Genomic DNA, 16,810 nt, shown 5'->3' on the forward strand with positions numbered 1-16,810 from the left:
AAAATGAAAACGAAATACATTTTATCGACAATTCTCATGGCAAGTGCTATGATGGTTTCATGCACAGATCTAAATGAAAAGCTTTATGATAAAGTGTCGATGGACAATTATGGTAAGAACGAAAGCGAGATTTCGACGATTGTTGGAGGTGCCTACGCGACGTTAAGAGGCTATGGTTCGAACACTCCTGAAGGCAATAATGTGAACTGTTATCCTACATGTGAGTATGTGTTCTTTACCTCAGAGTGTTCCAGTGACGAGGTATGCATCCCGACACGAGGCACAGATTGGTATGATGGAGGACGTTATCAACAGTTTCAATATCATACTTGGGATGCCGACAATACAGGTGTTTTATCTCTTTGGCGCTATAATTTCACAGGCGTTTCCAAGGTTAATGGCATCATCTATCAGGTTGAAAAGAGTGAACTTTCAGATGATTTAGAAAAGGAAGTAGAGGCAGAATTGCGTGGTCTTCGTGCCTACTTTTATTATAATCTGATTGATAATTTTGGAAATGTACCTATCTCTACTGACTTTACTACACAGGTTTTACCAAAGAATTCGCCACGAGCTGAGGTCTTTAACTTCATTGAAAAGGAACTCAAAGAGGTACTACCTTTATTGCCAATAGGCATACAATATGGCAGGTTTACACAGAATGTGGGTTATACTTTGCTTGCACGTCTCTACCTAAATGCTGAAGTTTACACAGGAAAACTACGTTGACAAGACTGCTTGGATGCCTGTGATAAGGTGAAGGGTTATTCGCTTACACCTAATTATAAAGCCAACTTCGCCATCAAAAATGAAACTTCTCCAGAGATTATCTTTGCCATACCTTATGACCATAAGCAAGGAACTGTAGGCAATTACTTAGCTTCTATGACCTATCATTATAATCAAAAGTATGCTTTTGACCCTGCTGGTGTCTACCAATGGTGCGGAAATGGTATCTGTGCTCAACCTGGATTATACTCTTCTTTCGAAGCAAACGATGTGCGACGCAATAGTCTTTTGATCGGTCAGCAATACAATGCAGCAACTGGAGCTGAGGTATTGATGGACAATGGAGAGCCATTAAACTACACCGAAGATATCCAAAATTTTACGAAAGCCGCTCAAAATGAAGGCGCACGACTTGATAAATATGAGTGGAGTGCTACTGATTCATGGGAACGAGACAATGATTGGGTGCTCATGCGCTATGCAGAAGTGCTCATGATGCAAGCCGAAGCAAACTACCGTTTGGGCTATATGCAGAACGCGTTGACCTATATTAATCAGATAAGAAAACGTGCAGGACTCGCTGACTTGACTTCACTTGATGAGGATGCATTAGACAATGAGTGGAAGCATGAATTTGTTTTTGAAGGTCTTCGCCGTACAACAAATATACGATTTGGTACGTTTTTTAAAGCGTGGTGGAATAAACCTGCAGATGCAGACAAGCATACTGGAGTCTTTCCAATACCAAAAGTGGAGATAGAAAAGAATGGAAACTTAGTGCAGAATGAGGGATATTAACCCCTATATGCTAACAAAAAGCCTCTCCACAAGCCCCTTTTCGAAGCGGGAGGGGAGTAAAAGTGCCTTATGAAGAGAATAAAAATATATACGCATTTCATTTAGGTTATTGTTTAAAAAGAATATGATTATTATGTAGTTTAGTTGCATCCTGCTCCCCTCCCTTATCGAAATAGGGATTAGAAGAGAGGCTTTAATTCATTAATTATGAGAAAATTTATTCTTCCTTTATTGCTCCTTAGCAGCTTAATGGTGTTGAATAGCTGTGGTGAAAGCTATCCAAATGCACCTGAAAAGAAACAAAATACAAAAGAGGAGAACGCTGAAGCCAAGACCGTTAGTAAGACTAACAACATGAATGTCTATGTACATTTCATGCCATGGTTTGAGACTGACAAGACCAATAACGGCAAATGGCCGTTCCATTGGACGATGAACACGCGTGATCCCAACGTTGTTGATGTAACAGGAAAGCGTCAGATTGCATCGCATTATTACCCACTTACAGGTCCTTATGCATCGGGAGATGCAGCCATACTCGACTATCAATGTCTTCTAATGAAGTACTGCGGAGTAGATGGAGTGATGGTAGACTGGTATGGAATCAATAGTGATAATGACATCGCTAAGCATAAATCAAACACAGAAGCATTGGCAAAAGCCTTTGCAAAAGCTGGCTTGAAAATGGCTATTGTCTATGAAGATTCGCCGCTTGCTGACGTCTCTGACAAGGTTAGTCAAGCCAGACAAGATGTTCGTTACCTTGCCGAGGCCTTCTTTCATAAGGACTTTTACGTGAAAGTAGAGGGTCGTCCACTGCTGATGATATTTGGGCCATAGCAGCTTTTGACTGGAAAAGACTGGTATCGTGTGTTCTCTGTCCTCAAAACTAAACCCATGTTTCTCTGTCTAAACGGGCATTCTGGGCGGGCAAATGGTGATGGTTACACCAATGCTGATGGTGAGTTCTCATGGGTAAATCCTACGCCTGATTATAGCGTTGCAAGCAAATTCAAGATGTATATCGCTGGAGCAATGCCGGGATTCAAGGACTATTATAAAGAAGGTGGAGCCGGAAATGGTTACACTTCCTATGATGCTGAGAATGGAGCGCTGTTCCAACGTCAGCTTGATGCAGCCAAAATGTCTGGTCTTAAATGGCTACAGATTAGCACATGGAACGATTATGGCGAGGGAACAACTATCGAACCAACGCTTGAATATGGCTATAAATATCTGACAATGCTACAAAAATTCATGGGAGTTAGCTACATACAAGCTGATTTAGAGCTAATATATCGTTGGTATCAGCTGCGTGTTGCTGAGCCAAATAGCCCTCGTACACAGCAGGCTTACGATGCACTTGTGCGTTTGGATGTAGCAAAAGCTAAAGAAATATTAAAATAAATAGTATATGAAATTTATTAGGTTGATTTGTATTGTGTGTGCCTTATTGTTCACCTCTTTTGTGAATGGCAAGCAGAAACAAAAGGTAGCGTCCCCTGATGGGACGCTCACTTTGTCTGTAGGTGTTAATGAAAAGGGGCAGCCTTATTATGAGTTGTGGCGTGGCAAGCGTGCCATTTTATGCCCATCATTGCTTGGAATGAAGCTTCGGGATGGCAGTTTGGACAAGGATTTCCGTATAGTTGGTTTCTCTTCGGGTACAAAAGACGAAACGTGGCAACAGCCATGGGGTGAAGAAACGAGTGTGCGCAACCATTATAATGAACTCACCATGCGGCTGCAACAACGCGGTGCACAAGGTCGTTTGCTGACGATTGTTTTCCGATTGTTTAATGATGGACTCGGGTTTCGCTATGAATTCCCACGTCAACCGCATCTTTCTGACTTCGCTATCATGGATGAAGAGACGCAGTTTGCTTTTCCTTTTGATGCAAAAACTTGGGCTATGCCGACAGAAGGCACTAATTATTATGAGGCATTGTGGACAGCCGACCCACTCAGTCGCAAGCCAGAGGTGTCTACTCCGATAACAATGGAGGTTGACAATGACCTTTATCTTGTCGTACACGAAGCCAATCTGACGGATTATTCTTCACTAAATCTTAAGCCGATTGCTGCAGCAAAGGGAACAACAACCGTTAAAGCAGAACTTGTTCCATGGTCAACGGGTGAACTGGTCTTTGCAAAAGCACCATTTGTTTCACCCTGGCGAATAATCATTGTGGGGCATAAACCTGCCGATCTTGTGGCATCTCGTTTGATACTTAACCTCAATGAACCTTGCAAAATCAAAGATACCTCATGGTTAGAGACGGGTAAGTATGTTGGAATATGGTGGGGAATGCACATGAATGACATGACTTGGTCGCAAGGAAAGAAACACGGAGCAACGACTGAAAACACTCGACGTTACATCGACTTCGCTGCAGATCACGGCATGAAAGGAGTGCTTGTGGAAGGTTGGAACTATGGTTGGGATAACGATTGGGGGCGTGAAGGCGACAAGTTTTCATTCACAAAACCTTATCCTGACTATGATCTTGAGGGACTACAAAGATATGCGTTATCGAAAGGAGTGCGTATGATTGCCCACAATGAAACAGGTGGTGCCGCAGCAAACTATGAGCAACAACTCGATAGTGCCTTTGCACTTTATGAGCGATTAGGTATCCGTGTGGTTAAAACGGGATATGTAAATGCAAAATTAGATAACAAAGAACTGCAACACTCTCAATATGGAGTGCGTCATTATCGCAAGGTTATTGAGATCGCAGCAAAGTATCATCTCATGATCATTAACCATGAACCAGCGATGCCAACAGGGCTACAACGCACCTATCCGAACTTGGTTTCGGGCGAAGGAGCACGCGGACAAGAGTATAATGCATGGTCAGAAGACGGAGGAAATCCACCATATCATCTCTGTATCTTACCTTTTACACGTGTCTTAGCAGGCCCACTTGACTTCACACCGGGCATCTTCCGCATCGAAGGTAGAGTGCATCCACAAACTCATCCACAAACAACACTCGCCAAACAACTGGCTACTTATGTCACGCTTTATGCGCCTTGGCAGATGGCGGCAGACGAAATAGAGAACTATAAAGGCCAACCTGCATTCGCATTCATAGAACAAGTGCCCACAAACTGGCAGGAGTCACACGTCTTACAGGCTGAGATTGGAAAATATATCGTTACTGCTCGCAAAGATCGAGATAGTGAAAACTGGTTTGTTGGAGGCATGACAGACGCTGATGCGCGTGATTTGACGATGCGATTTGACTTCCTTGATAAGGATGCTAAATATCATGCTATCATCTATCGCGATGGCCCTGACGCTACGTATAAAGGCAATCCATACCCTATGGTGATAGATCAGATGACGATAGACCACACAACTGTGCTGCCAATTCATTTGGCTCCAAGTGGTGGTTTCGCTATCAGCATCATGAAGAAATAAAGACTTTGGTTTACGAGTTAGTGCATCTTGTAACACGAAAACTTTTAATGCTCTCCCCACATCTTTTAGCGTTAAGGTGTGGGGATTTGTGTTTTAAATAGCCTTACAATCGCTTTCGATGAATACACAAACTTGAAATGCTCCACCTTTTTATTGTAGATATATTTCAAATATATTCGATATACAAACCTTTGTATATCAAATGATTACACGCTTTTTATAGAAAGTTGCCATAAATCACATCTACCTCCGAAGTAATTTCTATCATTTTATTGCGTAATCTCCGTCATTTCACCGTCTAAAATGCGTCAAATTACCCGGTCGTTTGCGTCAACTCATTTTTTCTTTTAATATAAACTATGCCAACATCCCCAATCAACCCTTTTACCATTACAAATGGCCTAATTCGCAACTCGCTATGAGTTCCTTGAAGATTGGGTCTTGATTTAACACCATTTCGTTACCCGTGATAATCATTTGTTTCCTTGCTCGCGTGACGGCTACATTGAGTTTGCGGTCAATAATATGGCCATTTTCCTCAAAACAATTCGCTGTTAGGAAGTCCAACTGATAGCGATGTTGCACCGTAAAGGAGTAAATGATGACATCACGTTGGCTCCCTTGATAGCGTTCTACAGTGTCAATGCTAATCCTTTCGAGTGCTTTGATGCCGAGTTTCTCTATCTCTTTACGAATCATGGCTATCTGATTGCGGTAAGGAACAATTACACCGATGGTCTTGTCTGCATCAAATGAGTTGCCATAAAAACGGTAGATGCGTCCCAAGAGGATAGCAACGATGTGGGCTTCATCGGGATTTACCTTATCAGATAGCTGCGAATGATGGCATGTTTTGGAAGGAATGAAGAGCATTCGATTAGTTTTTAATGCGTCATCGAGCGTGTCTTGAGAGGGCAGTTCATAGTGAAGTCGCGTTTCTTTTTGATGAGAAAGAGGCACTGGTTTCAGGCATTCTTTGAAATAAAACATGCGATTTGGGAATGCAGCAACCGCCGGATGCATGCGTCCTTGCACGCGTAATACCCCCACAAAGTCTGTTCGTTTAGCCGCTTCTTCCACACGGATGAGTCTTTCAAACAACGAGTTTCTACAATTTGTTAGTTTGATATCATGCAATCTTTTGTCGTGCACTGCAGAGTCGTTAACCTCTTGTTGTACTACAGCTGGTAGCTGTTTGTGGTCTCCAATGAGAATAAATTTCGGCAGTTTAGACAGCAATCCCACAAGGTTTGGCTCGAGAATCTGACTCGCTTCGTCAATAATGGCCATGGAGAATGACTTGAGTTCAAACAAATAAGACTTGCTTTGAAGCGTACTTGTCGTACCAACAATGACGCGAGTACCCATGATTCGTTCGCGAATAGCAGTGAGTTTAGGATTGTTTTCGATATATTCGCTAAGTAAATGAGAGCGATATCGTTCGTCACAACTATATTCGTTACCAATGCGAATATAGTCGATTACATTGTCAGAAAGCATTCCACAGATCTCATCTACAGCGCGATTGGTGTAACTCATGAGTAATATTGACTCGCCTTTTGCTAAGGCTTCGCGCACCATATATTGCAAAGCCATACTCGTTTTGCCTGTTCCCGGTGGACCAACCAATAGAAAGTAGTCTTTGGCTTGAAAGGCTTTCAGCAACAATGGGTCGTAAGTGGGGTGATAACTTTGGGTCAGTTGCAGTGTGAGGTCACGCTTGGGAGCGCGTTGTGCGAGTAACAATTGCCTGCATTTTGGAGCAGAAGTGATGAACTGATGCAGCGAACGAATGGCTGAAGTGCCTCCAATGTCGCTGCCACTATGCTCTACTGCCCACATCGTTCCCTCGTTAGGAATCGGATTTACGGTCTTTATTGTGATGCTGTTAGTATGCAGTTTGATGATGTTTCCTTTGAAAAGCAATGACTTTCTGACATCCGGTTCCTCTTCGGGAGCGTAAGAATAGAGATAAACTAAGTCGCCTAAACGGAAGTTTGGCAGGAATTCCTCTCCCTGATCAGGTATATTTAGCGTAATGATATCATATCCATTGATATCTTTACTCTTTGCTTTTGCACTGATAGTAAGGTCTGTATAGATGTTGCCTGCCTCCTTTTTACTTGCCAATGGCATGTTCCATAGGTCGGCAGTACAGTTGTTTAAGCCCTCTTTTCCACCTACTTTGGCAGCTAATTGCTCACGAAAAACAAACGTCATCATACGTTCATAGTAGGCCTTTTCAAGTGGAGTGAGATGATGAAGTGGCTGGATAATTTCCTCAAGTCGTGGCTGAATATATTTAAAAAAGAATGGAGTGTTGAGCTGATTTTCGTTGATTGTGTCGACAGAAAGCTTATCCGTTATGTTGCCAAATCCGTCAATTGCGAAGCTAAATTCATTGGCAACGATGCGGTTGCGCAGGCTAATGGCCTCATGAAAGAGCTTTTGATAGAAATTAACTACAACCAATCCGCCCGGCAATGGGTATTTAGAATAGAGCAAACGCATATCGATTTTGCTACTTGAAATATTGAAGTTCTGCCGCAGAACTCCATAATAAAGCAACAACTGTACATAGTGTTCTTCCTTCTGAAAGCTACCATATTCGTTGGGCATTTGCCTTTGAATGTTGAAGTTACTGCCTGACTTCTGCTCAACAAGTAACTTGAAATCCGTCGTCATAAGGTCGACTCGACCTTGCAACCCCAGTTGTTCGCAGACGAAAGATGGTTCAAGAATGGCTTTCTCTCGACTGAAAGTGACGTTGGTTTGCAATTGCATGAGGTCGCAATGAAAGTCTCCGAAGAGTTCAGCAACAATCTGTTGGATGTTCTGTGTCTGTCGAATGGCCGCCACACGAAAGTCTTCTTTGCGGTTCAAGTCACTGCAAGTGCAGTATTCCAAGGCTTTATCCTTAAAATTCTTTTTAAGTGATTCTTGCCAGTTATAATGCCCGTTGCCTTTAATTATGTCGTCCAATGCAGTGCCAGCAAAGTTTCCAAGCAAGATGGCTTGACTGTTAGCAGCCGGTGACATGGCGTTAACAAGGTAGGTAAAAGGGTGGTGACCATAGTCTGAAAAGCATCGGGCAATGCTGCTGATATCAATGAGATAGTCGGGCTCATATATGATTATAGCGGCTTCTTTGGCTGTATCTACATCGATAAGATTGACCTGTGAGCCTATCTGGAGTAGGTTCTTGAGATATTCCTGATGAGGTTTGAGGTGTATGGTCAGCTGCTTTTCGGTGGTATCTTGGTCGATATTGACGGTAAAAGTGTCTTCGGTAACCTCGTTGACAAGGCCTCGAATATAGCGGTAGTCGATGTGTTTGAACTCCTGTTGTGGCTTATCTTCCACTGGGATTTGCCCCACAAGGTAAGATGGAATGTCGACATTAAAGACCGCAGAAACAAACAAAGCAAGTGCTCTGCAAGCATACATCAGTTCGTCATGTGCCATACTTTCGGCCCTGTTACTGGCTCTTCTCATGTGTTGAATGGCTCTTGTGTCATTACCATTCACACGGTTTTTCTTGCAAAGGAAGTCCACTTGAGCAAACAAGTTGCCGAAAACGAGGTTACTTCCTGCCAGTCCTTCCGTGCAAGTTAGCACCAAAGTTTCATGCAAAAGCTTGTTAACTGGGGCTGTGTTTTCAGCCTCAATGATGTATGAAATGCGTTGAAAAAGTTCGTCAGCAGAGATGAAATTAGGCATGGTTGATTATTCTTTTTCCCATTCCAAGAGTTGTTTCTTGAGCTCACGGCCCCAATGATACTCACCCGTTGTACCGTCTTTATGGATAATTCTGTGGCAAGGGATGAGCATAGCAATACGATTTTCGGCCACCGCTGAAGCCACTGCACGCACTGCTTTGGGTTGACCAACGCGCTCAGCCAACTCTTGATAAGAGAGCGTTTCGCCTTTTTTAGTCTTCAACAACTCATTCCATACACGCTTTTGAAAGTCAGTTCCCTGCATGTCGAGTTTCAAATGGTGGTCGTAGTTGTCAAAGATTACGCGCTTAACTGTGTCAGCCATCACATCGTTTTGTGTCGTTGGAGTGTATACTCCCCAATAACTTGCAAGCTCATGGATAACTTCCATGCGATTCCATCCTAAGAATTGGAGGTCACAAATGCCATCAATCGTGCGCGCAACGATGATTGTTCCAAACGGAGTTTCAGCGAAACCATATACTATTTCGTTTGCCATTGTAGTGTCTAATATTTCTTTCTATTGCCTAATACGCCTTATTATTTCGGATTATCCATAAGATATGCGCAATATTTATTCAGTAAAGACTGCTGTGAAAGGTCACCTTTCATATAGCGTTCTGCGTCAAGTCGGAGAAGTCTATTGCGCACTTTCTGCTTGCCTTTGTATGTAGTCAGCAGATAGAATGTGCCATTTTCCTCTTCTATTTGGGTGTCAGAAAACCATGAAGTGAGGTCTTCGGGATCGTAAACAATGGCATAACAAGGTCTTTTTGCCCCTGGAAATTCCTCACGTAGCACCCCTTTTGCCACCAAATCCTGTATATCTCGTATGGCAGTATCTTTTGAACAATTACCTAATGCGGCCCATGTCTTCGAGGTAATCTTGGCTTCATAGCCATCAAGAAACATGTTTATAATCTGTGTTTGGCGGTCTGTCATGATTACACTTGCATTTCTTTGCCAGAAGAAACTCTTGTTAAGGATGCTATTAACGCTTGTTTCTGCGTCTTCAACTGAAGCTATTAGTGTTTTGATATACCATGTTAGCCATGGTGTAATGTCACCATTTCCGTGTTGAGTTTGCTCAAGAATGCTGTAATATTGTTTCTTATTACGATTGATTTCTGCTGAAATGTTATAGAAACGAAACTCATTTTTATCGCTTTTTGCCAAGAGAATATCAGACAATATGCGTGCTAATCGTCCGTTTCCATCTTCAAATGGATGAATAGAAACAAACCAAAGGTGTGCTATTCCCGATTGAACTATGCTGGATGTTGACGGTGGTTGATTGAACCATTGAATGAAGTTTGCCATTTCGTTCTCTACAAGTTGTGGTGCAGGTGCAATGTAGTGAATACGTTCTTTGCCGAATATTCCCGACACAATGTGCTCTTCATGCGTTCGATAACAGCCCACTTCGATAGGAAAACCATCACTAAATCCCGTTGGAAAGAAAGCACTTTGCCATCTACATAGCGTCTCTTTTGTCAGTGGTTGCATATAGTGTTCTATCGCATCAAGCATCACTTTAACTACTGATTCAACATAGTGTGAAGGTGCAGTGTACTTTAAGTTGTCGATACCTAAATGGCGTGCAATGGATGAACGGACCTCTTCTGTGTTCAAACGAATTCCTTCTATCTCTGATGATTGTACTACATCATAAGTAAGATTCTCTGCCATGGCTCGTAGTTTATTATCGAAACCAAGGTTATTTAGCCTGCCATAAAGCAATCCAATCTTACGACTTGCCAGCTCAATCAGTGCATCTATAGCACTATTTTCCCACTGAAAATCAGTCCAGTTCTCTCTTTCGTGAATATACATGATAGCTGTTTTGAGTGTAAATAATCATAGAAGATGCGACATTATACATTGAATATCGTCGCAAAATCTGCGACAAAAATACGTATTTAATGTTGCAAAAGCAAACGTTTCCAATAATTTTTGTGCATTAATCGCATCAGATAATCGCCTCATCAGCCTTTCTTCAGCCTATTTTATCGCGTGGTAGAAGAGATGAAAGAAGTCCCTTTTTACTGTCCTCCCAGCCGTTCGAAGAAGGTAATTACCTCTTCCCACGTCTTAAATTCATCGCTTCCAAAGGCTATTGTCGTACCCATGAAGTCGGGATTTGGCTGTGGATCAATGAAATAATCACCATAAAGGAGATTCTTTTGATTGGTAAAGATGAGATGATTATAGGCAGATGCTGAGAAAAACTCCTCTGCCCAACGTTGCACTTCGTCTGTAAAAGCGTGGTTGTTTGTAGGTGCTGGCGCAACAATATAAACCTGATAGTTCTCTAATAGTAGTTCGTATGCCTTGTGCATACTGCTTAACGGCTTACCAAAACTATCGTGTAAAGCGTCGTAGTGCAGGTAAACTATCGGGCGTTCTGTGCCATTCTGCTGATCATCTATCCATCGAATGACGGGTATAAGATAATGAAGTGCCACCTTATCTATTAGTCGATGTTCGCCATGGAAATAGATAGCATTGGGATAATGATGTTGAAACAGGTCGAAAGTATGCACTACCGGGTCATTATCTCCAAAGAGACCATAGACCCGTTTACGTTCTTCGGCATCAACATTGGCAAAACATTGCGTTGTGATATCCTTGTATTCTTTAATCAACCCCTTGGTGACCATCAGTTCTTGAACGCCATCTTTGCGAGGGTTTTGAAACACTTGATGTCCTGTCATGCTGCTCATTGTGTCGCCCATTGCAAAGGCTGGGTTCACAAGTATACGGTCGAAACCATGTAACATCTCTGTATACATGCCCCCCATTGACGTACCTATGATGAGATTGGGTTGCTCTTCATCAGCCATTTTGTGTAACATTGTCATGGCATCTGTAGGATGTACGGGGATATCTTCAGCCAAAATAGTTGCTGAAGGCATAAGTTCTTGCAGCATTTTAACGGTTCCGCTCTGTGCCGAAGAAAGGAAACCATGCACATACATCACTTTTTTCCCCTTCATCAATGAAGGAAATTGCTTACTATAAGGGTTATCCATATCTCTCTTTTCCTTTTAAGTTTATTGCTACAAAGCTACAAAAAAATGCGAAACAAGCAAAATAAAACGCCATGTTATGCTTCTAAGTGTGACGCAATCTCCCACAAAGTGTGTCGTAAATCGACGTTGCCATTCGACTTGAAATACACTCCTTCTTTTTCAAGGAGCAGTCGTTGTTCGGGCCAATCTGGTGCAGTTCTTCCCACACTGTTCACCACACGATGACACGGAATGGCTTTATCTTCAACCCCATGCAAGGCTTTTCCCACATGACGGGCATGCAAAGGATAGCCTGCAAGGCGTGCAATCAGTCCATAGGTAAGCACTCGTCCGCGCGGAATCTGACGCACAATGTCGATGACTTCCTGTCGAAACGTGTCGGAATCAAAGTGAGACATGCGGATAAAAAGCTTAATGACGTGCCTTCGATTCAATCCAAGTGCTTAAGATGTAAAGCAGGTTGTTGAAGGTTTTTTGGCTGATTGACTTTGTCGGGAAGTCGACTTTCACTCCCAAACTGATAGTAGAGCGCATGTTGTCTGTCTTATAATGGCACACTTGTCCCGTCAAAGGAAGGTCGAGAAAGCGCATGTCTGCACGATGATGTCCCCCAAAACCGAAGCTGAGATCATAGGCAACACAGAGCGAAACCGTACTAAACAGGTGTATGTCTGCGCCAATACGTGGCTTGAAAGCTAAGGCAGGACACTGCACATCATAGTCCATTTGCACATGACTCCCTGGATATGCCGAACTAAGTTCATGGCGTTCACTGCCTCGCATGCGTCCAAGGTTTAAACAATTGGTTTGTAACAAGGCACCAATATGCGGTTGAACAATCCACTTTTTGGGGAAGAAATACCACTTGATTCCCCCTTCAACACCCAGCATATTGACTTTCTTCAGTCCTATTCCTGAGGCAAGATAGGTGGCAATTCCTTCTTGTGCATAGTATAAACCGCCAGTCAGTGCAAGACGATCATTTAGAAAATAGTCGGCCGAAAGCGAGAAATAGTTTCCTTCTTCATCACCCATATAGAAGTCTTGTCCGTCTGGTGTGTTATCATAGAGCGTCGTTCCACCGAATCCTGCCTGTATAGCCCAACGCTGAACAGGCTCATCTTTGTCGTCGGCGAAAGCCCGATGATTTGCACATAGCAAACAAAGTGCGAGTAAACAAAAGTTCTTTAGTTTCATGTTTTATTTGTTTTTGAAAGTTTATGAGTTTTATTTTTCGTATTGTTTCAAGTCTGTTTTGTGGTCATATTCAGCATCTTTTCCCACTCGTTGCTCATACCTTGATGAATTGTTTGGTGCAAATATACATATTTTTTTCATAAAAGCACAATGTGTAATGCGTGTATTGAAGTTCCTCTTTGAATGTCAATGTGGATAGATGAAACTTGTTTTGATTACCCGAGATTGCTAAACGATAGTGTAGGCTATCCTGGGTTAGCGTATGATGTGTGGGGAACAACGTCGTAGTTGTTGCGTTTTTTTTGATTAATCTGCCATAAAAGGTGTCATTATAAGCGTGCTTTCTCAAAAAAAGCTCAACACCTATGGCGTTGAATCTCCTTGCGAACGTTTACCCGGGGTAGGCTCGTTCCTCGCCAACCCCGGGCTATCAAAAGAACAACTCGTACCGAGTTGCACCATGAGGGTATTCATAATGGAATATACATTCATTGGAATAATGGCATAAATTCTACAGCGTCGGTGATTAATAAACAATTCATTGGTTTGTGTTAATGAATCAAATATGATACGTTATAATTTATATTACTATGAATTACGCTACGAATAATGAATCAATGTAAATTTTTCAACGCCGTAGGTGTTGCGCTTTTGATAGCCCAGGGTTGCCAAACGATAGTGCAGGCTACCCTGGGTTAACGTATGGTTTGCGTGGACCAACGCCGTAGGTGTTGCGCTTTTTCGGCACAATACATCCTAAATTCAAACGCGAAAAAATATGAATCTTGATATAACACCTACGGCGTTGCATATCAGGATATTTGTAACCGCAAATGGGTTGATAGGGGATGCTGGTGTTGTTTATATTAAATAAGAAAATGATTTGAAGCATTTCGCGCAGTGAAATGACGGAGATCACACGGCGATATGAACCAAATCACCACGTAAAATGAGGTGAATTGTAATGGGTTTATTATCAGGTGGTTATATCATCTGTTAGCATTGGAGAAATGGAGTCGGTGATAATGAACCGCCACAACATGAGGATTGTTTGTAAATGAAAATCGTGTTAGCGGTCAATGACACTGATGTTATGTTGTTATTGCTGTTGCATAGCCTTCTTTAATGCCTCTCTTTTGAGTTTATCCGCAATGAAACGAGCTTTTACATTCACGTCATTAATATTCTTCTTTCGGTAGTAACTGCGCGACTCAATGCCGTCACTGAGCACGAGAGAATCCTTTCCTAAATAGACGATTATACACGTATCTTTAACGGGATTGGTTATTGTGATGGTGTTATCTGCATTATATCGTGGTGTGGCGCTTTCTATAACGAGCTTCCCATTCCATATATGCCAGCCCGTAAAGAAGCCTAATTGCGGATAGACTACAGGGCTTTCTTGCTCTAAAGAAGATTGTTCGCTGACATAACCCACGCTTTGTGCCGTCCATTGTCGACGCAACCAAAAGCCATATTCGCGTGGAATGAGATAGGTTTGCTTTATAGAATCGGGTATATCTCGCATCATTTTCTTCTGCAATCTTTTGCTCATTTTCTCGTAATCGCGCATTTTCGGCATGACAACATAACACCAAATGCCTTTTATTTCGTCGAGATTGATGACCTCATCTGCCGTGTGTTTATCTTGTTTGTTGGCTACAACACCAATCCAATCTCCTATCTGAATGTTGCCCACTACACGCCCGTTGCGGTGTGCATCTATGACATCATAGCGCACAGGATCACTGCCATCCATCGGTAAAAGCACTATAGTGGAATCATTACAACCCTCACATGCCAAGCCATATATCGTGCTATCGCCCTTGAGTTTGTATGATGTTGTCTGCGATTCCTTTGGTTTCGCGTTATCTTTAGCCTTTTCTTCGCACGCCACTACAAGCCAAGTGAGACAGAAAAAAAAGAGAATTGTCTTTACTTTCATTTGAGTTTAATTTTGTGCAAATATAAAGCAATAATTGCAAAAAATACATATTGTAATGTCGTTTTTGGGATTTTTTACCTAATTTTGCAGGCCGATAGGTTCTGATAGCATTGTAATCATAAGTAGACTACAGGCAAGAACCAGTTTTATTTTAAGGATATCAAATACAATTTATAGTTACATAATGGGAAAGAAAATTCAATTCAGTCTCGTATATCGAGACATGTGGCAGAGTTCTGGCAAGTTCCAACCACGCAAAGATCAATTGGAACGCATCGCTCCTTTATTTGTAGAGATGGGCTGTTTTGCACGAGTTGAGACCAATGGTGGTGCCTTTGAGCAAGTCAATCTCCTTGCCGGTGAGAACCCAAATGAGGCTGTTCGTGCTTTCTGTAAACCCTTAAAGGAGGCCGGAATCAAAACACACATGTTGGATCGAGGCTTAAATGCTCTCCGTATGTACCCTGTTCCAGACGATGTTCGCGCAATGATGTATCGTGTAAAACATGCGCAAGGAACAGACATTACTCGTATTTTTGACGGCTTAAATGACGTTCGAAATATCAAGCCTTCAATCAAATGGGCAAAAGAAGCAGGTATGACTGCACAGACGGCACTATGTATTACAACGTCGCCTGTACACACTTTGGAATACTATACGAACCTTGCTGACGAATTGATTGAAGCTGGTGCTGAAGAGATTTGCCTCAAAGACATGGCTGGAATCGGTCAACCTGCCTTCTTAGGTAAGCTGACTAAGGCCATAAAGACTAAGCATCCTGACATATTAATTGAGTATCATGGTCACTCAGGTCCAGGCCTTTCGATGGCTTCTATCCTTGAAGTTTGCAAGAATGGTGCCGATATTATCGACACAGCTATAGAGCCTTTGTCTTGGGGAAAGGTTCATCCCGACATCATATCTGTATTGAGTATGTTGCGTAATGAGGGCTTCGATGTGCCAGAAATCAATATGAATGCCTACATGAAGGCACGTGCACTTACTCAGGAATTCATTGATGAATGGCTCGGATACTTTATCAATCCATCGAACAAAATCATGTCTTCCTTGTTGTTAGGTTGCGGACTTCCTGGTGGAATGATGGGCTCAATGATGGCCGATCTCGGTGGAATCCGTCAGACAATCAATAACCTTCGTAAGAAGAAAGGTGAGGAAGAACTCTCTATGGACGATATGCTTGTGAAGTTGTTCAATGAGGTTGAGTATGTTTGGCCACGTGTAGGTTATCCACCATTGGTAACACCTTTCAGCCAATATACTAAGAATATAGCACTCATGAACTTGCTAACAATGGAGCAAGGAAAGGGTCGTTTTGTCATGATGGACGAGTCTATGTGGGGTATGATCCTTGGAAAGAGCGGAAAAGTACCAGGAAAGATTGACCCCGTTCTTGTTGAATTGGCAAAGAAACAAGGTCGAGAGTTTACGGATGTTGACCCTCGTACGCTCCTAACGGATGCCTTGGAAGACTTTAAAAAGGAAATGGACGAGAATGGATGGGACTATGGTCAGGACGACGAAGAACTCTTTGAACTGGCTATGCACCCTGAACAGTATCGCAATTATAAGAGTGGTCAGGCCAAGAAGAACTTCTTAGAAGATCTTCAAAAGGCCAAAGATGCAAAGCTTGGAGCAAAGGTTAGTGTTGAAGAAGCAACCGCATTCAAGCATGCAATGGCTGATGCTATCGTATCACCTGTTAAAGGTCAGATCTTCTGGGAGTTCCAAGGAGACGGTGAAGCAGCTCCCGCTGTTGAACCATTCATTGGTAAAGAGTACAAAGAAGGCGACACTTTCTGTTATATTTGCACGTCTTGGGGCGAGTTCGAAGCTATCCCAGCAGCACTCGGAGGCAAGCTTGTTGAGATTAAAGCAAAGCAAGGTGACAAGGTAAATAAAGGCGATGTGATAGCTTATATCCAACGTCCCACGGCAGAATAA

The 16,810-nt window shown here is 42.5% G+C and carries 13 protein-coding genes and 1 pseudogene; 5 read left to right on the forward strand and 9 right to left on the reverse strand.

Annotated elements, in window-relative coordinates; all coding sequences use genetic code 11:
- Nucleotides 1-3 precede the first annotated feature (3 nt).
- From HMPREF9145_RS09520 to HMPREF9145_RS09530, 4 genes and pseudogenes are all read left to right on the forward strand, one after another.
- Nucleotides 4-1,527 (forward strand): annotated as a pseudogene (locus tag HMPREF9145_RS09520) (RagB/SusD family nutrient uptake outer membrane protein).
- A gap of 207 nt (nt 1,528-1,734) precedes the next feature.
- A complete protein-coding gene (locus tag HMPREF9145_RS14245) occupies nt 1,735-2,367 on the forward strand; it encodes a glycoside hydrolase family 71/99 protein (protein WP_316928789.1) in 633 nt (210 codons plus the stop codon).
- Between the two features lie 57 nt (nt 2,368-2,424).
- Nucleotides 2,425-2,934, forward strand: coding sequence for a glycoside hydrolase family 71/99 protein (locus HMPREF9145_RS14250; protein WP_316928790.1), 510 nt, complete (start codon nt 2,425-2,427; stop codon nt 2,932-2,934).
- 7 nt (nt 2,935-2,941) lie between these two features.
- Nucleotides 2,942-4,954: a glycoside hydrolase family 97 protein gene (locus tag HMPREF9145_RS09530; protein WP_021826158.1), complete on the forward strand. Its 2,013-nt coding sequence runs from the start codon at nt 2,942-2,944 to the stop codon at nt 4,952-4,954.
- A gap of 390 nt (nt 4,955-5,344) precedes the next feature.
- On the opposite strand, the gene HMPREF9145_RS09535 is transcribed toward HMPREF9145_RS09530, so the two are convergent.
- From HMPREF9145_RS09535 to HMPREF9145_RS09570, 9 genes are all read right to left on the reverse strand, one after another.
- Nucleotides 5,345-8,674, reverse strand: a complete 3,330-nt coding sequence (locus tag HMPREF9145_RS09535) for an AAA domain-containing protein (RefSeq protein WP_021826170.1) — start codon at nt 8,672-8,674, stop codon at nt 5,345-5,347.
- 6 nt (nt 8,675-8,680) lie between these two features.
- Nucleotides 8,681-9,172 carry a methylated-DNA--[protein]-cysteine S-methyltransferase gene (locus HMPREF9145_RS09540; RefSeq protein WP_007135341.1) on the reverse strand — a complete coding sequence of 164 codons (492 nt, stop codon included), beginning with the start codon at nt 9,170-9,172 and terminating at the stop codon, nt 8,681-8,683.
- Between the two features lie 41 nt (nt 9,173-9,213).
- The gene (locus HMPREF9145_RS09545; protein WP_021826190.1) at nt 9,214-10,506 is read right to left on the reverse strand and encodes a Fic family protein; all 1,293 of its coding nucleotides are present in this window, start codon (nt 10,504-10,506) and stop codon (nt 9,214-9,216) included.
- A gap of 209 nt (nt 10,507-10,715) precedes the next feature.
- A complete protein-coding gene (locus HMPREF9145_RS09550) occupies nt 10,716-11,705 on the reverse strand; it encodes a YqiA/YcfP family alpha/beta fold hydrolase (protein ID WP_021826196.1) in 990 nt (329 codons plus the stop codon).
- A gap of 74 nt (nt 11,706-11,779) precedes the next feature.
- The gene (locus tag HMPREF9145_RS09555; RefSeq protein WP_021826177.1) at nt 11,780-12,103 is read right to left on the reverse strand and encodes an MGMT family protein; all 324 of its coding nucleotides are present in this window, start codon (nt 12,101-12,103) and stop codon (nt 11,780-11,782) included.
- Between the two features lie 13 nt (nt 12,104-12,116).
- Nucleotides 12,117-12,902: a hypothetical protein gene (locus HMPREF9145_RS09560; protein WP_021826175.1), complete on the reverse strand. Its 786-nt coding sequence runs from the start codon at nt 12,900-12,902 to the stop codon at nt 12,117-12,119.
- A 363-nt stretch (nt 12,903-13,265) separates the two neighbouring features.
- Complete coding sequence (locus tag HMPREF9145_RS14180) at nt 13,266-13,394, reverse strand: hypothetical protein (RefSeq protein ID WP_257898607.1); 129 nt, start codon at nt 13,392-13,394, stop codon at nt 13,266-13,268.
- A gap of 193 nt (nt 13,395-13,587) precedes the next feature.
- Nucleotides 13,588-13,794 carry a hypothetical protein gene (locus HMPREF9145_RS13775; protein ID WP_021826216.1) on the reverse strand — a complete coding sequence of 69 codons (207 nt, stop codon included), beginning with the start codon at nt 13,792-13,794 and terminating at the stop codon, nt 13,588-13,590.
- 207 nt (nt 13,795-14,001) lie between these two features.
- Entirely contained in the window at nt 14,002-14,847 is an 846-nt protein-coding gene (locus HMPREF9145_RS09570; RefSeq protein ID WP_021826209.1) for a lipocalin-like domain-containing protein, read from the reverse strand.
- Between the two features lie 184 nt (nt 14,848-15,031).
- Between HMPREF9145_RS09570 and HMPREF9145_RS09575 the strand changes: the two genes are divergently transcribed.
- Complete coding sequence (locus HMPREF9145_RS09575) at nt 15,032-16,810, forward strand: biotin/lipoyl-binding protein (protein ID WP_021826174.1); 1,779 nt, start codon at nt 15,032-15,034, stop codon at nt 16,808-16,810.

The sequence above is a fragment of the Segatella salivae F0493 genome (assembly GCF_000477535.1).
GTDB classification, from domain to species: Bacteria; Bacteroidota; Bacteroidia; order Bacteroidales; family Bacteroidaceae; genus Prevotella; species Prevotella salivae.